This is a genomic window from Roseivirga sp. (genome assembly GCF_049099775.1).
GTDB lineage: Bacteria > Bacteroidota > Bacteroidia > Cytophagales > Cyclobacteriaceae > Roseivirga.
The window spans coordinates 173,040-193,579 of record NZ_JAGDZM010000013.1 but is presented as its reverse complement, the minus strand read 5'-3'; the positions used below and the strand labels follow the sequence as shown (position 1 = coordinate 193,579).

Annotated in this window: 19 protein-coding genes; 11 read left to right on the top strand and 8 right to left on the bottom strand. The window is 38.8% G+C overall.

The annotated features are described in order from the left end of the window. Positions 1 to 83 precede the first annotated feature (83 nt). The 4 genes from JXQ92_RS17975 to JXQ92_RS17960 form a co-directional block, all read right to left on the bottom strand. Positions 84 to 752, bottom strand: a complete 669-nt coding sequence (locus tag JXQ92_RS17975; protein ID WP_421988032.1) for a TrmH family RNA methyltransferase — start codon at positions 750 to 752, stop codon at positions 84 to 86. Positions 753 to 855: 103 nt separating this feature from the next. Further along, positions 856 to 3,636, bottom strand: coding sequence for a DNA gyrase/topoisomerase IV subunit A (locus tag JXQ92_RS17970; protein WP_421988031.1), 2,781 nt, complete (start codon positions 3,634 to 3,636; stop codon positions 856 to 858). A 6-nt stretch (positions 3,637 to 3,642) separates the two neighbouring features. Then, complete coding sequence (locus JXQ92_RS17965) at positions 3,643 to 5,508, bottom strand: DNA topoisomerase IV subunit B (RefSeq protein WP_421988030.1); 1,866 nt, start codon at positions 5,506 to 5,508, stop codon at positions 3,643 to 3,645. A gap of 147 nt (positions 5,509 to 5,655) precedes the next feature. Further along, positions 5,656 to 6,126: a hypothetical protein gene (locus tag JXQ92_RS17960; protein WP_421988029.1), complete on the bottom strand. Its 471-nt coding sequence runs from the start codon at positions 6,124 to 6,126 to the stop codon at positions 5,656 to 5,658. Between the two features lie 107 nt (positions 6,127 to 6,233). On the opposite strand from JXQ92_RS17960, the gene JXQ92_RS17955 reads away from it, so the two are divergent. Continuing rightward, the gene (locus JXQ92_RS17955) at positions 6,234 to 7,469 is read left to right on the top strand and encodes a sterol desaturase family protein (RefSeq protein WP_421988028.1); all 1,236 of its coding nucleotides are present in this window, start codon (positions 6,234 to 6,236) and stop codon (positions 7,467 to 7,469) included. Between the two features lie 5 nt (positions 7,470 to 7,474). Then, a complete protein-coding gene (locus tag JXQ92_RS17950) occupies positions 7,475 to 7,843 on the top strand; it encodes a hypothetical protein (RefSeq protein WP_421988027.1) in 369 nt (122 codons plus the stop codon). 265 nt (positions 7,844 to 8,108) lie between these two features. Here the strand turns inward: JXQ92_RS17950 and JXQ92_RS17945 are convergent, their stop codons facing one another. Continuing rightward, on the bottom strand, positions 8,109 to 8,957 hold the full coding sequence (locus JXQ92_RS17945; RefSeq protein ID WP_421988026.1) for a S1 RNA-binding domain-containing protein: 849 nt from the start codon (positions 8,955 to 8,957) through the stop codon (positions 8,109 to 8,111). A 138-nt stretch (positions 8,958 to 9,095) separates the two neighbouring features. Here JXQ92_RS17945 and JXQ92_RS17940 point away from each other — a divergent pair, with 138 nt between their 5' ends. Beyond that, positions 9,096 to 10,112 carry a hypothetical protein gene (locus JXQ92_RS17940; RefSeq protein ID WP_421988025.1) on the top strand — a complete coding sequence of 339 codons (1,017 nt, stop codon included), beginning with the start codon at positions 9,096 to 9,098 and terminating at the stop codon, positions 10,110 to 10,112. A 39-nt stretch (positions 10,113 to 10,151) separates the two neighbouring features. Here the strand turns inward: JXQ92_RS17940 and JXQ92_RS17935 are convergent, their stop codons facing one another. Further along, positions 10,152 to 10,814, bottom strand: a complete 663-nt coding sequence (locus JXQ92_RS17935) for a copper homeostasis protein CutC (protein WP_421988024.1) — start codon at positions 10,812 to 10,814, stop codon at positions 10,152 to 10,154. 85 nt (positions 10,815 to 10,899) lie between these two features. Between JXQ92_RS17935 and JXQ92_RS17930 the strand changes: the two genes are divergently transcribed. Both JXQ92_RS17930 and JXQ92_RS17925 read left to right on the top strand, forming a co-directional pair. Then, on the top strand, positions 10,900 to 11,790 hold the full coding sequence (locus JXQ92_RS17930) for a 3-hydroxyacyl-CoA dehydrogenase family protein (RefSeq protein ID WP_421988023.1): 891 nt from the start codon (positions 10,900 to 10,902) through the stop codon (positions 11,788 to 11,790). Between the two features lie 119 nt (positions 11,791 to 11,909). After that, on the top strand, positions 11,910 to 12,266 hold the full coding sequence (locus JXQ92_RS17925) for a hypothetical protein (RefSeq protein WP_421988022.1): 357 nt from the start codon (positions 11,910 to 11,912) through the stop codon (positions 12,264 to 12,266). Here JXQ92_RS17925 and JXQ92_RS17920 read toward each other — a convergent pair. Then, the gene (locus JXQ92_RS17920; protein ID WP_421988021.1) at positions 12,256 to 12,909 is read right to left on the bottom strand and encodes an outer membrane beta-barrel protein; all 654 of its coding nucleotides are present in this window, start codon (positions 12,907 to 12,909) and stop codon (positions 12,256 to 12,258) included. The two genes, JXQ92_RS17925 and JXQ92_RS17920, sit on opposite strands and share 11 nt — an antisense overlap. Positions 12,910 to 12,971: 62 nt before the next feature. On the opposite strand from JXQ92_RS17920, the gene JXQ92_RS17915 reads away from it, so the two are divergent. Together JXQ92_RS17915 and JXQ92_RS17910 are read left to right on the top strand one after the other, a co-directional pair. Then, positions 12,972 to 13,229 (top strand): acyl-CoA-binding protein, encoded by a 258-nt coding sequence (locus JXQ92_RS17915; protein WP_421988020.1) that lies wholly within the window; start codon positions 12,972 to 12,974, stop codon positions 13,227 to 13,229. Between the two features lie 114 nt (positions 13,230 to 13,343). After that, entirely contained in the window at positions 13,344 to 13,808 is a 465-nt protein-coding gene (locus JXQ92_RS17910; RefSeq protein WP_421988019.1) for a hypothetical protein, read from the top strand. 58 nt (positions 13,809 to 13,866) lie between these two features. Here the strand turns inward: JXQ92_RS17910 and JXQ92_RS17905 are convergent, their stop codons facing one another. Then, positions 13,867 to 15,351 (bottom strand): ArnT family glycosyltransferase, encoded by a 1,485-nt coding sequence (locus tag JXQ92_RS17905; protein ID WP_421988018.1) that lies wholly within the window; start codon positions 15,349 to 15,351, stop codon positions 13,867 to 13,869. A 128-nt stretch (positions 15,352 to 15,479) separates the two neighbouring features. Between JXQ92_RS17905 and JXQ92_RS17900 the strand changes: the two genes are divergently transcribed. From JXQ92_RS17900 to JXQ92_RS17885, 4 genes are all read left to right on the top strand, one after another. After that, positions 15,480 to 16,169: a 16S rRNA (uracil(1498)-N(3))-methyltransferase gene (locus JXQ92_RS17900; RefSeq protein WP_421988017.1), complete on the top strand. Its 690-nt coding sequence runs from the start codon at positions 15,480 to 15,482 to the stop codon at positions 16,167 to 16,169. A 9-nt stretch (positions 16,170 to 16,178) separates the two neighbouring features. Continuing rightward, positions 16,179 to 17,411, top strand: coding sequence for a nucleoside recognition domain-containing protein (locus JXQ92_RS17895; protein ID WP_421988016.1), 1,233 nt, complete (start codon positions 16,179 to 16,181; stop codon positions 17,409 to 17,411). Positions 17,412 to 17,478: 67 nt separating this feature from the next. Next, positions 17,479 to 18,039, top strand: a complete 561-nt coding sequence (locus tag JXQ92_RS17890) for a DUF2911 domain-containing protein (RefSeq protein WP_421988015.1) — start codon at positions 17,479 to 17,481, stop codon at positions 18,037 to 18,039. A gap of 150 nt (positions 18,040 to 18,189) precedes the next feature. After that, positions 18,190 to 20,505 (top strand): DPP IV N-terminal domain-containing protein, encoded by a 2,316-nt coding sequence (locus tag JXQ92_RS17885; protein ID WP_421988014.1) that lies wholly within the window; start codon positions 18,190 to 18,192, stop codon positions 20,503 to 20,505. The last annotated feature ends 35 nt before the right edge of the window (positions 20,506 to 20,540 follow it).

Below are 20,540 nucleotides of genomic sequence, written 5' to 3'. Positions count from 1 at the left end.
ATGAATTTGACCTTTTTTAAACGCAGACGTCGCAAAAGAAGACAATGTTTTCGAAGTTTCTTTGCGTTTTAACCCTCAAGTTTTTAGGAACGTTCCTTTAAATAGTTTTTTATGTGTAAATCTGATCTTTTTACGATTCGAGAATACCACTCAAATTTCAACTCTTCTTTCTCTTTTTCTGTCAACTGCCAGACCACTTCGCTGTTTTTTACTCTTTTAACGAACTCTTGAAGTATTAACGCAGCACTTACAGATATATTAAATGATTCTGTAAATCCATACATAGGAATATGTACCAGTTCATCCACTTCCGACCTTGCATAGTCTGTTAAGCCGCCTAATTCCGTCCCAAAAACGATTGCTGTCTTTTTAGTTAAGTCTAACTCGTGAATAGATGCAACTTCTTCCGAAGGAGTTGTCCCGACAATACGATAATTTTTATCCCTAAGGTCTTTGAAGCATTCTTGCGTGCTTTGTTCAGACCTCTCGTACTTATTGAGCGTTATCCAATTAGAAGCTCCTCTTACCACATTAGGGTTCACTTCGTAATCATGAAGCCTTTGGGTAATGTATAAGTCTTGAATACCAAAACAATCGCATGAACGCATCACTGCACTGGCATTTTGCGCATGATAAATATCTTCAAGCACAATTGTTAAATGGCGTGTTCTTTCTGAAAGCACCTGATCAATAAGGGCTTGCTTATTTGGTGTTACGTACTCGGCCAACATGTCATTTAAGCCACTATTCAATGATTTATTGTTTAAAAAGAAAAGCTATTGACTTATCGTCAACAGCTTTCTAATATGTATAAAATTATTAACTCTTAGATTTCACATTTATTCGAAAACTAGTCTAAAAAAGCTCTATTGTATCTCCTACATTATAGCCACCTGGCCCTTGTTTTTTGTCATCTTTTTTATCCTTCGGCTCTTCTTTTGGCTTAGCCTGGGGTATTGAATTTTCCGGTGCTTGTTCTTTTTTAGGTTCTACTTTCTTTTCTACAGTTTCTTTGAGTGTTTCTACCGGTTTTACTTCAGGATTAGGTTTTACTGTTTCTGGTGTTCCAAGCTTTGTTTCAGCTTGTTCGATTGGTTCATTGCTATCTTCTGCATCAACGCTTAAATCGGCCTTTTTACCTCCAAGCAACACTACTTTCTTTACATTGTGCGGGGAAAGTCTATTTCCATTCGCTCTCCATCCTTTCACATCTATAAGCATGTCCATGTCAAAAACAGTTGTCTGTCTTTCTCTGGAACCCTTCACGGTATAGTGCACTTCTATTTGTGCATCTTTTAACGTGGTAGCCAATAATAGCTTTGATCCTTTTTCTTCATTGATAAACAAGAATTTCTTGTCTCGTGTAGACGTTTCTACTTGAAAACGCTTCACATAATACTGAGAACTTCCTGCGTCATAATGAACAGCAGCAATCACTCCGTCTGGATTGAATTTCTCTATTGAATGTATTTTTGACTGCTCATAACGGTTAGTCAAATCAAAAGAAGTCAGTTCATACTCGCCAGAATTAAAAATCACCAGTATCATATCTTCTGCTTGGAAATTCCCTAGGTGTTCCCCTCGTTCATCTCGGTTAAGGCGACCTACAGATTCATCATACCACATATCAATTCCGCCTAACGTGGATTTACCTTCCATTTTAAGCTGAATTTTCCTTACAGCGTATTTTGTAGCGATATTACCTCCCGCTGCTCTTCCTTTAATCTCTATGTCGGCAAAATTAAAGTCAAAGACTTTTACCCTTGCTTTAGCACCAGATGTTAGATAAACAGTGACAAGTTCTGCCTCACCATTCTGATTTGCTGTAAAATACAATGTCTTCGACCCTTTAGCTCCTTTAGTCAGATCATATTCTCGATCTCTGGTGACGCCTAAGACTTGAAAACGCTTTACCATGGTTCGGCCAGATTTACCATCGAGGTACATCATATTATACACCATGCGCTCGTCGTTCTTCTTGAACACACCGGCCCAGAGAATATCTTTGCCAACAAAGATCTTATCGGAGATTCGAACTACCTGAAACTTTCCGTCAGCTCTAAAAACTATGATATCGTCGATATCAGAACATTCAGAAACGAATTCGTCTTTCTTAAGTCCATACCCAATAAAGCCTTCTTTACGGTTTATATAAAGTTTGGCATTGTTAGCTGCTACAACTGTTGCCGCAATGTTCTCGAAAGATTTAATTTCAGTTTTTCGCTCTCTGCCTTTACCGTATTTTTCTTGAAGCTTTTGGAAATACGCAATGGCATATTCGATCAGGTTGGCCAGATTATGTTCTACCTCTGCTAACTCTTCTTCAAGACGCCTCATAAGGTCATCGGCCTTGAAAGCATCGAAACGAGAGATTCGCTTAATCTTAATTTCAGTTAATCGAACGATATCTTCTTGGGTAATCTGCCTGTAAAACTCTTTTTTAAATGGATCGAGGCCTTTATCGATCGTTTCGATTACGGCTTCCCAAGTCTCACACTCTTCAATATCTCTATAAATCCTATTCTCAATGAAAATCTTTTCTAACGAGGAGAAAAGTATCTTTTCTAGGAGTTCTCCTTTGCGGATTTCGAGCTCCTGTCGAAGGAGTTCAACTGTTTTGTCTGTGCTCAACTTGAGCATGTCGTTCACTGAAACGAAATGCGGTTTATCGTCGATAATTACACAGGCGTTCGGCGATACGCTGCTCTCACAATCGGTGAAGGCATAAAGCGCGTCTATTGTGATATTAGGAGACTGACCTGAGGCTAGTTCCACCAGAATTTCAACGTTCTCAGCGGTATTATCAATTACCTTCTTAACCTTGATTTTCCCTTTATCGTTGGCTTTAATTATGGAATCAATAAGCCCTGTGGTAGTTGTACCAAAAGGAATATCTTTAATCACTAGTGTTTTCTTGTCGTGTTCTTCTATCAGTGCGCGTACTTTAACTTTTCCGCCACGACGTCCTTCATTGTATTCAGAAAAATCTGCCATTCCTCCCGTTGGAAAGTCTGGATAAATTTTTGGTTTCTTGCCTTGAAGCACTTTTATAGAGGCTTGAATTAGTTCTATAAAATTGTGTGGCAATATTTTAGTGGACAGCCCTACTGCAATTCCTTCGACTCCTTGAGCAAGTAAGAGCGGAAATTTTACTGGAAGTGTTACGGGTTCTTTTTTTCTACCGTCGTATGAAAGTTGCCATTCTGTTGTTTGCGGATTGAAAACTACTTCTAGGGCAAATTTTGAAAGTCTGGCTTCTATATACCTAGCTGCTGCGGCTCTATCTCCAGTTCTAATGTCTCCCCAGTTACCTTGGGTTTCGATCAATAAGTCTTTCTGACCAATATTTACCATCGCATCGCCTATGGATGCATCGCCATGCGGGTGGTATTGCATGGTTTGGCCAATTACATTAGCTACTTTATTGAAACGTCCATCATCCATTTCTTTCATGGAATGAAGGATCCTTCTCTGAACTGGCTTAAAGCCATCTTCAATTGCAGGAACTGCTCTTTCTAGTATTACGTAAGAGGCATAATCGAGAAACCAGCTCTCATACATTCCGGAAACCGGAATTACGTCTCTTATTTTACCATCTTCTTCTGGCACTAAGCCCTCACTATTTTCTTCGCTCATGCTATTCTATGCGGCTTCTTCGGCCAAATCTTTCTCAATCTTTAAATTGTCTATGATGAATACTTGTCGGTCTGGCGTATTCTTACCCATATAGAACTTCAGTAATTCTTGTATACTAGTATCTTTTCTCAGGATAATCGGCTCAAGTCTCATGTCTTGACCTATAAATCCTTTGAATTCATCAGGAGAAATTTCTCCCAAACCTTTAAACCTTGTGATTTCCGGTTTAGCGCCTAGTTTACTGATGGCGCGCTGTCGCTCCTCATCACTATAGCAATAGATCGTTTCTTTCTTGTTCCTTACTCTAAAGAGCGGCGTCTCTAGAATGTAAACGTGCCCCCTTCTTACTAAATCGGGGAAAAACTGAAGGAAGTATGTTAATAAAAGGAGTCGGATATGCATGCCGTCAACGTCAGCATCGGTAGCAATCACAATTTTATCGTATCGCAAACCTTCTAAACCATCTTCAATATTCAAGGCGTGCTGCAGCAGGTTAAATTCCTCATTTTCATATACTACCTTTTTAGTCTGACCATAGCAGTTCAAAGGCTTACCTCTCAAACTAAACACTGCCTGACTCTGCACATCACGCGATTTGGTAATCGATCCACTGGCAGAGTCTCCTTCGGTTATAAAAAGTGTAGAAGCGTTTCTTAGCTCTTCATCTTTTTTAAGATCATTTAAATGAACTCTACAGTCTCGTAGCTTCTTATTGTGAAGATTGGCTTTTTTCGCCCTGTCGTTTGCCAATTTTTTAATGCCTGCTATCTCTTTTCGCTCTCTTTCCGATTGCATGATCCTTTTAAGCAAGGCATCGGCTACATCTGAATGGCGATGTAGATAATCATCGAGTGCTTTTTTCACAAAGTCATTCACAAATGTTCTCATTGTTGGCCCATCAGGGGCTACACTTTGAGAACCTAATTTGGTTTTCGTTTGCGATTCGAAGACGGGCTCTTGGACTCTTACGGCAATGGCTCCTACTATAGATGCTCTTACATCGGTGGCATCGAAGTTCTTTCCATAAAATTCTCTTACCGTTTTCACTACTGCCTCACGTAAGGCTGCCTGATGTGTTCCTCCTTGTGTGGTATACTGCCCGTTTACAAAAGAGTAATAATCTTCGCCATATTGATTGGTATGTGATAGGGCAATCTCAATGTCTTCACCCTTCAATTGAATAATTGGGTAACGCAAGTTGTCCTCATCAGTCTTTCTTGACAGCAGGTCATAAAGTCCTTTTTCTGAATGATATTTCTCTCCATTGAAATTAATGGTAAGCCCTGCATTCAGGAAGCAATAATTCCAAATAAGATCGTCGAGATACTGCGGGATGAAATGGTAGTTTTTAAAAATGGTTTCATCTGGTCGAAAGACTATTTGCGTACCGTTTCTACCACTGCTTTTAGTCTCTTTAGCGTCGCTAGTAATCTCACCACGCTTAAATTCGGCGACTTTCGTCATTCCTTCACGGTAAGACTGCACTTTGAAGTAAGTGGACAGTGCATTTACTGCTTTAGTACCTACCCCATTAAGCCCTACGGATTTCTGAAATGCTCCAGAATCGTATTTACCACCAGTGTTTATTTTAGAAACACAGTCAACTACTTTACCTAACGGTATGCCTCGGCCGTAATCTCTTACTTCCACTTTAAGCTCAGAAACCTTCACATCGATAGTTTTACCAAACCCCATCATGTGTTCATCGATACTGTTATCGATAACTTCTTTTACTAATACATAAATACCATCATCTTGAGCTGACCCATCTCCTAATTTCCCGATATACATTCCGGGTCTTAGTCTAATATGCTCTTTCCAATCGAGGGACCGAATGCTATCTTCGGTGTAATTCGCTACTTGTTTCGCCATTCAAAAATTCTACTACAGATGTGAGCGGATGATTGTGCTCATTTGCACAAATGAAAGGGGAATTTATAACTAAAATTCTACAAATGCACGTTCGATCTGCTGGTGGAAATAAGAAAATCTATTATGCTCTGAAAATGAGAAACTTGATTAGTTTCTACGCTTACCTAAGATGGCTGCCAGATAGAAGAACCAAACTAGAATAAGGACTGGACCTAAGTACACATAAAAGCCCATGGTTTTAATGTTATAATCAGCCGACATGTTCATTAAACCTAGAAAAACAAGCACTAAACTCAAGAACAAATTCAAGACTCCTGCAAAGCCTTTCACCCAATTTATGATGTCTTGTTTTAGCGATCTATTCTTAATGCCCGTGCCATCATCAGTAGTTGATATTTTTTTCAATGTTTTGACAAACCAAAAACAAACTACATTAATGATTAGGAATATGACAATGGCGCCAAAAAAGTAAGTGTCTTTACTGGCGGTACCAAGCGCATCGCCGGCAGGATCGAAACGATAATTTACTTGGCTGGCTAAAAACGCATATGACCAAATTAATGCACCCGTAAACAGTGCAATTGTAACATTTCTAAAAAAACCTATAAACTTCTCCATCCTGCTTTTTTTATGCTGCGCGAAGATAGGTAATAGAACGCATTTAGTCTTACTTATAACAAACATAAGAGCGCTAAAAGCAACGACTTTTTTATTAAGTTAGTAGCATGAATCTTAATCCTACGGTGATTGCTATTCCAGTATACTTTTTACTGATCGGAATAGAGTTAATAGTGCATCGTGTTAAGGCAACTAAGTCTTATCGTTTAAACGATGCCATTACCAATATCAACTGTGGTGTAACCTCGCAAGTCTCTGGCGCATTTCTTAGGGTTTTTAGTATTGGCCTTTACACTTTGATATACGAACACTATAAAGTAACTACAATTCCAGATAACATTTATACCTGGGTTATTGCCTTTGTGCTTTATGATTTCTTCTATTACTGGGCGCATCGCATGAGTCATCAAGTCAACCTGTTTTGGGGTGGCCATAGTGTTCACCATCAGAGTGAGGAGTATAACCTTTCTGTGGCCTTGAGGCAAAGCTCAACTCAGATCATCTGGACATCGATTTTCTATATCCCGATGGCATTAGCCGGCATTAACCCACTGGTTTTGATTTCAGTTTCTGGTTTCAATCTACTTTATCAGTTCTGGATTCATACTGAATCGATAAACCGGTTACCAAAGTGGTTCGAAGCTGTATTCAATACGCCATCTCATCATCGGGTCCACCATGCACGGAACCCTAAATACATTGATAAGAATCATGCTGGAACATTTATTATATGGGATAAAATGTTTGGTACGTTTAGAATGGAAGAGGAAAAACCAACATATGGCATTACTAAAAACTTGGACAGTTGGAATCCTGTTTGGGCAAATTTCGCGCATTATTCTGATATGCTTGTAGACATTAAAAGGATCCCAAAATGGTCGGATAAATTGAAGTACATCTTTCAAAAACCAGGCTGGTTACCAGAAGAAATGGGAGGATATAGGGCACCTTATGAAGTAGACCTTACAACTTACAAGAAATATGACGTTCAATCACTGCAAGCAATTAATACCTACGTTTTCAGCCATTACATAGTACTTTTAGCTGGCACAGCCATGTTTCTCTTTGGCATGGAACGTTTCGATGAAAATTTGCTCGAAAAATCAGCGATTGCAGGTCTCATTGTTATTTCGACTGTGAGCTTCGGTGCATTATTTGAGAATAAGTCTTGGGCATTTATTTTTGAGTTAATGCGACTGGCGATTATCCCTTTAACGATCGCCTATTTTATACTGGATTTCACTTTACATCCTCTTTTCATAAGTGGCGCATTGGTATACATCTTTGGCTCAGTATTTTGGTTAGTCAAATCTCGGACTTACCTTCGGCAAAAAACGGAATAAGCCCAATGAGCAAGCTTAAAAATATTCTTTTAATAGGAGTCTTACTTTGTGTCATTAGCTGCGCAAAAAAAGATACATTGGGCGATTTCGATACCGAAAAATGGCAGGAAGACATTAACGGCTGCGCTGGAGACCGGTCTGAAATGATTGACGACTTAATACTGGTAAAAAAGAACTTATTAGGGCTTTATCAAAAATCAATCATTAAGCTGCTAGGTCAACCAGAAGAACAAGAGCTATCCAACCGAAGCCAGACCTACTATTCTTACTATATAGATGGCGCTGCTTCCTGCGAAAAAGGAACTGAAAACCCTCGAATTCTAGAGATACGATTTACTTCTTTAGGCATAGCCAATGAGGTGAACATCAAATAATTACAACTAAGTACTTAGTAGGAAATAGGGTAAATGGAGCATTCAGCCTAATAAAATTTTCACTAAGCTATATTTCTTAAAATATTCTTTCTTTGGGCCGAAAAATTTATCTAACTTATAGGCTGTCAGTAGTAATCTGACCGCCTTATTTTGACTCCTGTGCAATCGATTTATAATTCGAATTAAGAGTCATGTAACGGTAAAATTAGCTTAGGTTAGTTTTAGTTTTATAGGTAGTTTAGTCGAAGGTTAGTCACTCCTCATGCTAACCTTCTGCTTTTTTCAAGCGAATTTCATTATTGAATATCTCTATCTGCCCTGCCTTATAAAGGCCTCCAAGAATTCTTTTAAAGTTCTTTTTACTCATCCCGAATTCCTCTTTTATTTCCTCAGGTGAACTTTTATCGCCAAGGGCCAAAGTGCCACCAGCTTCTTCTATCCTTCTTAGCACAATAACACTCATGTCTTCTACAGCAGCATAGCCTTGTTTCTGCAACGCCAGATCAATCTTTCCATCTTCACGCATTTGTTTAACAAATGCCCTTCGCTTATCCCCTATTTGAATGTCTTCAAAAATCTCGTTACTGTAAATCAGGCCTTGACACTTACCATTGATTACAGCCTTAAAACCTAAGTCCGTTCTTTGCCAAATCTGCGCTTCCACTTCTTCACCTTCTTCAAAACCGGAACACGCAATGCTTAGAAATGCAGAAATTTTACTAGAACCAATCATTCGATCCGTTTTATGATCAATCAAGAGCTTAACTAGATAAGTTCTGCCTTCAACCATGTCTACGGCTTGCTCTTTATTCGGTACAAAAAGATCTTTTTCAAGGTCATTGTCCAGGAATGCTCCAAAATTGGCCACTTGCTTCACTTTCAGCCCTACAATATCGCCTACTTGACCAAAAGGCATTTTGGTGACTGCAATAGGTCTGCTCATGTGATCGGTATAAACGAATACCTCAATCTTATCACCTATTTCATATTCCTCAGGAAGGTACTTGGCAGGGATAAGGATTTCGTCTTCTTCATCAACTCCGTCATTAAGATAGCAGCCAAATTCTACCGCTCTGCCAATCATTAATGTTTGAATTTTTCCTATCTCAATCATTTATCTATGTGCTCAATTTGTAACTTAATGCTAAACGCACACAAAGGTATGATTAAAATAATCCCCCAAACTTGTTATTGGGAGATTTGGAAGGCACTCGCATGTTCAATTCTGCTATTGTCTCTCAATTCTTTCAGCATGAAAGCGCAACAAGAACAAACTTTCTTAGCTTCAAATCATTTTAATGCAGAAAATCGCGGTAAAGACAGGTTTAGAATTGTGTTCTATAATGTTGAAAACCTTTTCGATTATTTTAATGACAGCACTACACTTGATGAGGAATTTCTGCCCAGAGGTGGTAGATACTGGACAAAAGAACGCTATTTAAAAAAGCAGGCTAGCTTAGCCAAAACGCTAATTGCCACTGGCGGCTGGGAACCACCTGAACTTATTGGACTCTGCGAAATAGAAAACAGATACGTTTTAAATAGCCTTACAGGTTTCACAGCACTCAAAAATGTCGGTTACGAAATTATTCATCAAGATTCAAAAGATCGACGCGGCATAGACGTAGCTGCTTTATACCGACCTGATAAATTCAAACTCATTGATTACAACTATTACGCTATTAAATTTCCATTCGATACGACTGGTAGAACTCGCGATATTTTGCATGTAACCGGTGAATTACCCAACAAAGAGACTTTGCACTTCTTTGTAAACCACTGGCCATCGAAATTCGGGGGAGAATTCGAGACTAAACCCAAACGTTTGTTTGTTGCCCAATTTCTAAAGTCGAAAATAGATTCAGTTCTAAATATCGAACCGGATGCAAACATCATTGTAACAGGTGATTTAAATGACGAGCCAAATGCAGAAAGCATCATAGAAGGTCTGGAAGTTAAAACGGAGATTAGTGAGATGAAGCGTGGCGAATTATTCAACCTGATGTACCCTATCATGTATTTAACAGGCACTCATAGTTTTGAAAACCGCTGGTCAGTGATCGATCATTTCATTGTTAATACCAAGCTTTTGAATCGTGAATCGAATGTTTCGATTAATAACTTGAATGCTCAGGTATTTGATATGCCTTTCTTGATCATGGAGGGCGCCACCGGAGCAACTCGGCCTTTTAGAACCTATCAAGGCCCAAAATACATTGGTGGATATAGCGATCACCTTCCAATTCTCCTCGATTTATTGTTGAAATAGAAAAGAGATTGTGCTTAGGATTAAGTCGTCATCAAATGACTAGGTAATAGCTTTTTTAAGGGCTTTAATCACCTTCAGGTCAGAATGAACTCCGCCGGCAATCGCTGAACTATGATATTCAATTGCTCCGGTTTGTTTCACTAATGCTATGTTTTCAGGCCTTACACCTCCACCAGGCATGATGATTAACTCATCTTCTGCTTCTTCTATCAATTCACCGATGGTATCGATATTATCCACGCAATTTCCCGGTCCACCAGAGGTAAGAATTCGTTGAACGCCCATTTCTCGAAGTGTATCCATTGCCTCAAAGAGGTTCGGTACAGAATCAAAGGCCCTATGAAAAGTTACATCCATGAAGCCCGCAGCATCCATCAATAGTTCAGTAGCCGGTTGATTAACAAAGCGATCAGCAGTAAGCGCACCAAAAACAACACCTGCACACCCTATTTCAGCGCAAAACTTTACATCTTCCTTCATCACTTCCAGTTCCATTTTGGAGTAATGGAAGCCGCCAGATCGAGGCCTGATCAACACAAAAATTGGTATTTCTAATAACTCGTTGGCCAGTTGAATCATTCCTTTGCTAGGTGTTAGGCCACCTACAGAAAGTTCTACGCATAATTCAATCCTATCTGCTCCACCATTTTGTGCATTCAAGGCAGATTCAATAGAATTCGCACAGACTTCAAGTTTTCTCATTTCGTCTTAGTCAATAAGTCCGAAGCTAAACAATAATTGCCGTTGTTGCTTTTATATTTGCAATAGGAAAACTATAACAAATAAAATGGAGCAAATTTCAGTAATAGGTTCAGGAACAATGGGAAATGGTATTGCCCATGTTTTTGCACAAAACGGTTTTAAAGTCAATCTGATCGATATTTCACAAGATGCTTTAGATAGAGCATTGAAAACAATTGGTAAGAACTTGGACAGAATGGTGGCCAAGGAAAAAATAGACGAAGCTACCAAAAATGCCACTTTAGAGAATATTACGACCCATACTGATTTAAAAACAGGTGTATCGGATGCCGACCTTGTGGTAGAAGCGGCCACTGAAAATGTAAATATCAAACTGAAGATATTTGAAGATCTTGAGGCCTTCACAAAGCCTTCTTGTATTCTAGCATCCAATACTTCTTCCATTCCAATTACTAAAATTGGTGCGGTTACTAAAAGACCAGATAAGGTGATTGGAATGCACTTTATGAATCCAGTGCCAGTTATGAAGTTAGTTGAAGTGATTAGAGGTTATGCTACTTCTGACGAAGTAACTTCTCTTATCATGGAGACTTCTAAAAAGCTTGGCAAGGTTCCTACTGAGGTAAACGACTACCCTGGTTTTATTGCCAACAGAATTTTGATGCCGATGATCAATGAAGCCATCATTTCGCTTCATGAAAGCGTTGCCGGTGTAGAAGAAATCGATACGGTTATGAAGCTCGGTATGGCACACCCGATGGGACCACTACAATTAGCAGACTTCATCGGTCTTGACGTATGTCTTTCAATCATGAACGTTCTATATGAAGGCTTTGGCAACCCAAAATACGCGCCTTGTCCGTTATTAGTTAACATGGTGACAGCAGGTTATTTAGGCGTAAAATCTGGTGAAGGGTTCTACTCTTGGGGACATGGAACGAAAGAACTAATTGTTTCAGACCAGTTCAAAAAATAAAATTTAAGGATTTACCTATAAATGAGCCACTTCGAACGTTTCGGAGTGGCTTTTTTGATTGCAACTATTCTACATTGAAAAGCGTCTGTTGTATTATGAAGCAGGGCAAAATCATTTTAATGCTATCCTTAGCGGTCATTTTTTTCTCGTGTGAGGAAGACCAAGGTCCAATTGACGAATTCTTTCAAACAGAAGAACCAACTTTTGTTCATACGATCGATGGGTGTGATAATGCTAATAATCCAGAAATGAGCTGTGAAGAATGGGTTGAGTTTTTAGCTAATGGTGAGGCGAATATCCTAATCGGTGGTGGTGATATTATCCAAAGAATGGATTACTTGAAAGAAAATAACATAATCACAGTGTATGATAAAGACGGTATCAGCTCACTCCATTTGACTTTCAATGTCATCAATCAAGATACAATCCAACGACAGGATGGTTTCTCTTATTGGGTTCGAAGTATTATTCCTTAAGTAAATTCAAGGCCACACTTATAACCCATTGACGTTGTTTAGGGATAAATTCTCGTCCAATAAGATTCGTTAAGCTCTCCCCCGTTTTACTAAGGCCAGTTTCGTAATTTATATCTATAAATACACGTTGAAAGTCACCCCCAATTCCCCAGTGCCACATTAAGTTGGTTCTGTTATAGTCATCAGTAACCTTTTCAATCTCATTTAGAAATGATCTTTGGCCAGATACTAAATTACTTAGAGATGGCCCCATAAAAAGTCTCAAATTACCAATGCGATAACCTATACTCAGGGGAATCTCAATGGTGTTGAATTCAAATTCAGCTAAAGGATCAAACCCGACAACGCCATCAAAATCATTAAAGACTAATTGTGTTTTAATTTTTGAATAAAGTAGTTCAGCTTCTATATAAACTTTGTTGACATTGATTCTGAAAAAACCTCCAAACTGATAACCTACTTCAGATTCTGCATCAGGCGTACTAACCAAATCACTATTGATGTTCATGCTGGCGCTCACCAATTTCAGCTTTGCACCCGCCTGATATTCAGTGGAATAACCATAGGATTGTCCATTTACCAATATTGGGAAAAGGAAAATTAAAATGACAAAAGCATAAACGTGGCGTCGCTTATTTTTCATGTAAGTAGACAATGAACTATAGTTTCAATAAATTTGGCGAAAATTTAAGAGTAAATACTCATATGTCATTAGAAACCACATTCGAAAACGCAGTAAAAGAGTCTAAAACTATTTCGGAAAGACCCTCCAATCAAGATTTATTAAAAATCTACTCTTTATATAAGCAAGCCACTGAAGGGGACAATAACAATGAAGCCCCAACTGGCTTCGACTTTAAAGGTATGGCCAAGCATAATGCCTGGAAAGAATTAACAGGTCTTTCAAAAGAAGATGCCATGGGCCAATATGTCGACCTTATAGCCGCTTTAAAATCCGCTTAATAAAAGAATTTACATCAAGAAATCGTTTACACTCGTATAAGAGATATGCTATTTAAATATTGGGATTTTATTCTGATATTGCGGTCGGTTAAAAAAACAAAATATAAAGCAACTATGGGATTATTCAGTTTCGGAAAAAAGAAGAAGAAACCAGTCCGACAATGTGAGCTCGAGGGTTCTTTGCTAGAGTTTGGCGAAGGGTACTTACTTACATCTTCACAGATCATCAAATCAAAAAGATTTTGGGATAATAAAATGATTGAGCCAGAAACAGTGGCTTACTCGAAAGCACATTTTGACAAAAATGACGAAATGGGCACCAAAATGAGAACGATGATTTTTCAAAAATATAGCTCTAAGGATAAACCTTGGCTAGTAGGTGATGGTCAGGTCACTCAATTTGAAATCGATAAAGACAAAGCAAGAGAATACGCCAGAGAATGGTGGAATTCCGACTTTACTTTCGCTCCACCAGAAGTTGGCCCTGCCGACCAAGTGTTAGATGCACAAGAATTTTCAGAATGGAAAGACTATGCTGTCATGAAAGCCGGTGAAGAGCAATTAAGAAAAATCGGATAGTTGATTTAAGATATTAGGAAAGCCTTTTCGAGAAATCGGAAAGGCTTTTTTTATGTCTTTATTCTTCCTGTGGAGCTATTTGGTATAATTCTACAGCATCATAATCTCCAACCTGCTTAAGAAACCAGCCTTTTGTGGCAATACTGTTTCTCAATAAATTGAGGAAGCCAGGCTCTTCATAGCGATCGTTCAAGAATGGTGGATTGACCAACAGATAATCTCCGAGGGCGATTTGATCAAAGTCTAATTCCACCCACCACATATAAGTGTCATCTTTAACCTCGAAATCATAAAAATATGGGTGACCGTACGATACTAAACCATCGGCAATTATGTTCTGAGCCTCATTATTATCGACGAATTCAGTTTTAATAAGCTCACTCAGCTCAGAGAAATTGCGATCATTTGATTTCACAATTTTATAAGCTGGTATAATCAAAAGAGCAGCAACAACTACCCATTTCAAATTACCATTAATCACTTTTTGAAATAGATTATTTTCTGACCAATAGTGAGCACCGGCCATCAGTAAAGTGGGGATAATGAACATGATGTGCCTTGTTTCTACAGGCATAGGGCTATAATATTTCCAGTTTGTGCTGATGAACCACCAAGAAATAAGAATTAAAATAGCAGCAACTGACCATAGTCGTTCTGGTTTGTCCAAATTCCAATCCGATCGTTTAATGCTAAATAAGGCAGGAAGTGCGAAGCCGAGCGGAATGAAAAATCCTCCGCGAATAAACGCCAGAAATGGCAAATAGGTTAACCGCTTGATTAACTGAGTCGAATCTTTGTCAAAAAAGGTTTTAACAGTTGGTTCGTGATTATCAGAGATATTATTGAATCGATAGAAAAAGTCGCCAAACATTTCCTTGTACCAGAAACCATGTATAAGAAAGAAGAAAATAAGTAGGCTTACCGTGATATACCAAAACCCTTTATTTCTTCGCCTTAAAAAGTCATTTACTACTAAAAAGACAAACAAAGGACCGACTATGAACATGCTTGTTTTAATAATAAATGCCCCATATATCAGCGTAGCACAGAGTAAAGCGAGCAATCGGTAATCTCCCTCTCGCCTATTGACGATATCATAACAAAACAAGGCGCCAAATATGCCTAAAGCAACAGGTACTTCAGGGAATAAATGCGTAGTAAAAGTGATTGTATGATAATCTACCAGCAAAAGGAATCCGGCGATCAAACCGAGCCAGTGCCCGTACCTTTCTCCTATCCAGAAGAACAGATTCATTATTATTAATCCACACAAAAGCGGGTAGAGTGCAGCTGTATACTGATTTACTCCGAAAACATCCGTTAACCAAGCCACAGGGTACAAAAGCCCTATGCGACTCGTAAAATGATTTGTGGTGATTTCAAAAGTGCCATCATTGATTTGATTAGCAAAATTGAGGTAGGTGTAATCATCCCAAAAGGCTAAACCATCGTTGGCGAAATACCAGATTAAAATAAAGGCTAAATTCAGCGCTAATTGAGCTGTTCGATAAGCTTTAGGAGTTATGTATTTTTTGAACGACACTAAAACGAATATAGCGGATTAACTCTTATCGCATTGGTCAAAAACGATATTATAAATACAAGTCAAAATAAGTCTTCATAAGATTCTGGTGCACTTTAATAATTGACTTATCTTGGAGATTCGAAGTCATGCAAATATTCTTTCAACCCGAAATCACTAATGGAGTCAAGCAGTTAGATGCTGAAGAATCTAGACATGCTATTAAAGTATTGCGACTCAAAATAGGTGACGAAATTAACCTTATTGATGGTAAAGGCACTTTTTACAAGGCCACTATCTCAAATGATAATTTCAGAAAATGCGAGTTCGAAATCACTAGCCAAGAAAAAGAAAGTTCAAGGAATGGCTACAGACATATAGCCATCGCCCCAACCAAAAACCTCGATCGCACGGAGTGGTTTGTAGAAAAAGCTGTTGAAATTGGCATCGATAGAATCTCTTTCATCCTTACTAAAAACTCCGAAAGAAAATTCCTTAAAACTGATCGATTGGTAAAAAAAGCGATCAGCGCGATGAAGCAATCCATAAAAGCTACACTGCCCATATTGGATGAGCTAAGGCCCTTTCAGGAATTTGTTACCAAAGAACATCAAGGATCGAAGTTCATAGCGTTCGTCGACTTTGAGAACCCCAGCGAGCTAAAGGATCTGGTTACAGGTAATGATTTAGTCATGATTGGCCCAGAAGGTGATTTTAATGCTCAAGAAGTAGAAATGGCCATTAATAATGGATTCAAGAAGGTTTCTCTTGGTAAAAGTCGCTTAAGAACGGAAACCGCAGGGATAGCAACGGCACATATTTTAAATTTATTTCCTTAAGATTGTCCTATGGCCCTGAATTACATTTGGATTGGCTTCTTTATCATTGCCTTCGTCGTAGCGCTCATACGCCTGATTTTCTTTGGTGATACCGAAGTATTTCCTCAAATGCTTCAAAGCACCTTCGACATGGCCAAAACTGGTTTCGAAATTTCTATTGGCCTTACTGGAGCACTAACCCTTTGGATGGGAATTATGAGAATTGGAGAGAAAGGAGGCGTTGTAGCGGTAATGGCTCGATTTATCAGTCCGCTTTTTACCAAAATATTCCCAGAAGTACCCAAAGACCATCCTGTATTTGGCCCAATGCTTATGAATTTCTCGATGAACTTCCTCGGCCTAGATAATGCTGCCACTCCCCTTGGCCTAAAAACAATGGAAGGCTTACAAGAACTAAACCCTATAAAAGAACGTGCTTCGAATGCTCAAATCATGTTCTTGGTTTTGAATACGTCTGGCCTAACCCTCATACCAGTTTCTATTATGGCGTATCGCGCCACGGAAGGAGCAGCAAACCCAGCGGATATTTTTATCCCAATCCTTTTAGCCACTTACTTCTCAACTATTGCTGGTCTAATAACCGTTTCCATATTCCAAAAAATCAACCTATTCAATAAAGTTATCCTGGCCTATGTAGGTAGCTTGACTGTAATAATAGTCGCCGCACTCCTTTATTTTCAGTCAATTCCTCAAGAACAAGTCACTACGATCTCTAATGTTTTAGCTGCTATAATTTTAATGTCAATCATTTTGACGTTTATCGTAATGGCCGCACGCAAGAAAGTGAATGTTTATGAGGCGCTGATCGATGGTGGTAGAGATGGGTTTAATGTCGCTATTAAGATCATCCCCTACCTTGTTGGCATTCTGGTTGCTATTGGTGTTTTCAGAGCATCTGGAGCTTTAGACTACGTAAATGACGGTTTTAGAGCTTTCTTTGAACTCTTAGGTATAAATACAGACTTCGTAGATGCATTGCCCGTAGCATGGATGAAACCTTTGAGTGGCTCTGGTGCTAGAGCCGCAATGCTAGAAACTTATACCAACTTTGGTGTCGATTCCTTTCCTGGTAGAGTAGCAAGTGTTTTACAAGGATCAACTGAAACAACTTTTTATGTTTTGGCTGTTTATTTCGGTGCTGTAAAAATTAAAAACTCGCGATATGCGGCAACCGCTGGTCTTGTAGCTGACTTAGTGGGCGTAATCGCTGCCATTATCATCTCTTACATATTCTTCTATTAATTAGCTTCGAACTTTATTCTGAAATATCAGTTATAAACAGAGAATTAACTCAAACTAAATATTAAACATGAAACGATCATTTTTTTTAGTAGCACTTACTTTAGCTTTCGTTGCGGTGAACGCTCAAGCACAAAAATTTCCTGGCCTTGACCCAAGTCCAATGGACAAAGTATTTTACCCGGGTAACGTTCCTCTTTCTGATTTAAGAGGTGGTGACTACGTTGCCGCTAAAGTAAAACTAGTCTACAGTCGTCCGCAGTTGAAAGGAAGAGATATGATGGGCAAAATAGTCAACGGAAAAATGTGGAGAATGGGTGCAAATGAAGCCAATGAAATCACTTTTTACCAAGATGTAACTATCGGAGATACAAAAGTAAGTGCTGGTACTTATAGCTTATTTGCTATGCCGAGTGCTGACAAGTGGACTTTCGTACTACATTCTAAGCTTAACACTTGGGGTAACTTTGCATTGAAAAATAGTAAAGAAGTAGCACGTGTAGATGGACCTGTAAGCAAGTCTGATGACAGCATTGAAGCACTTTCAATGATGTTCAAAGAAGTTGAAGGTGGCTTGCACCTTATGATTGGATGGCAAAACACAATTGCTGAGATGCCAATCAAGATGTAATTAAAAAACACAAGAGTCTGAAGGCCCTAATCTGACAAATCGGATTAGGGCCTTTTTATTTCCGTTCATCCCAGTATTAGTGTATATGGCAGAAACAGGTTGCATTAATGGCTTACTGGCTCTAAACTTATAGTACAAATAAATTCGACCATGAAAAAAACTATAGTCTTAGCCATATTAATGGCTTTTTCCTTAACTGCACTATCACAGCAGCATAAGGCGAATTTCAAGGCAGCTGAGAAATTCAAATCATCCAATATCAGGAAAATGCTGAAATCCACGCGAGTATTCCCGCGTTGGCTAAAAGACAGCGACAAGTTCTGGTATACATATACTACTACTAATGGAAAGAACTTCTATATGGTCGATCCGGCTAAAAAATCGAAAACGAAACTCTTCGACAACCTAGATTTTGCAGCTCAGCTTTCTGAATTGACCAGTAAACCTTGGGATCATAGAAATCTAGATTTAAAAGGTTGGAAGCTAGAAGATGATAATAAGACGTTTACTTTTATGGTGGATAGTATTGACTTTCACTTCGATGTGAATTCTAAAATGATCACCAAAGGTGACTCTACTGAAAAAGCTGAAAAGCGTAATAATTGGGCAGGATACTCCCCTGATAGTACTTACATCACCTATGCAAAAAATTATGATTTGTATATGATGAAAGCCAACGACCCTGATTCGACTGAAATTCTTTTGGCTGACGATGGGGAAAGATGGTTTAGCTATGGTTTCGACCGAGGCGATACCACAAAAGATAAGCGTTTCCGTGCAGGTGTTCGATGGTTCAAAGACGAATCAAAATTCTACGTAACGCGATCTGACTCTAGGAAAGTTAAAGAGTTGTTTGTTATAGATGACTTGAGCAACCCAAGACCAGAAGTTGAAATTTATAAATATGCCATGCCTGGCGAAAAAGATGTACCACAAGCACATCTGTCTATTTTCGAAGTACCGAGTAAAAAGAGAATCGATGTAAACATGGACAAATACATCGATCAGACCGTTAGTACGTACCTACCTGGCAAGACATCGGATAGACTATTTGCTACTAGAATGAATAGAACTAGCGATTCACTAGATGTTGTTTCAATCAATACAGCAACTGGCGATGTGAAAGAGCTATTTACAGATGCTAATTATCCTTATTTCTATTCTCCAAATGTTCAATTGTCGATTCTAAACGAAGGTGAAGAGCTTATTTGGTGGTCTGAGAGAAATGGTTGGGGCCAATTGTATTTATATGATGGTAATTCTGGGGCTTTAAAAAATAAGATTACTAACAGCGGCTACTTCGTAACAGGACGAATTCAGCAAGTTGATACGGTAGGTAGAAAAGTATATTTCGCAGGACGTGGCAGAGAGCAAGGTGTTGATCCTTACTACGCGTTAATGTACAAGGCAAACTTAAATGGTTCAGGTTTCAAAGCTGTAAGTACTGAAGCTGCAAATCACTCCATGAACATGTCTAAATCTGCAAAGTACTATGTAGATAATTATTCGGCTACTGATGTTGCTCCAAAATCTTTGCTTAAAGACAGCAATGGAAACGTAATTATGGAGCTTGAATCAGCCGACCTTTCATTACTATACGAAGCTGGCTGGAAAATGCCAGAACGTTTTACGATGAAGGCTGACGATGGTATCACAGATCTTTATGGTGTTATGTTCAAGCCATTCGATTTCGACTCCACTAGAAAGTATCCTATTATCTCATATGTATACCCTGGACCTCAAGTAGAGTCTTTTGGCAATGATTTTAGTATAACATCAGGTTACAATACAGCACTTGCTCAGTTAGGCTTTATAGTCGTAAGTATGGGCCATAGAGGTGGTAGCCCAATGAGAGACAAATACTACCATACGTATGGCTACGAAAATTTAAGAGATTATGCCTTAGCAGATGATAAGCGATCGATAGAAATACTCGCCGACAGACATGACTTTATTGACATAGATAACGTGGGGATTTTTGGTCACTCTGGAGGTGGATTTATGTCTACCGCTGCTATGTTAATGTATCCTGATTTCTACGATGCTGCTGCATCTTCAGCTGGTAACCATGACAATAATGTATACAATAAGTGGTGGGGCGAAACGCACAATGGTGTTACACGAGTTGACAAGAAGAAAAAAGATGAAGATGGAAATGAGTACACTGAAACTACTTGGAAAGCAAAAGTAAAAACCAATCCATCGATAGCTAAAAACCTTAAAGGTCACCTACTGATCACGCATGGTACACGAGACAATAACGTGAACCCAGCTAACAGTTTAAGACTTGCTAATGAGTTAATGAAAGCAGGAAAACGTTTTGATTACATGCCTATTCCAGGTGCAAGACATGGGTACGGTAGCAAGCGTAACTACTATGAACAAATGATGTGGTATTTCTTTGCGGAACACCTTTTAGGTGATTATAGAAATAACGTTGAGATTGATCTTCCTGACGGAAACTAGGTCAATTTAAAAATTCATAAACTGCCTCACTACTT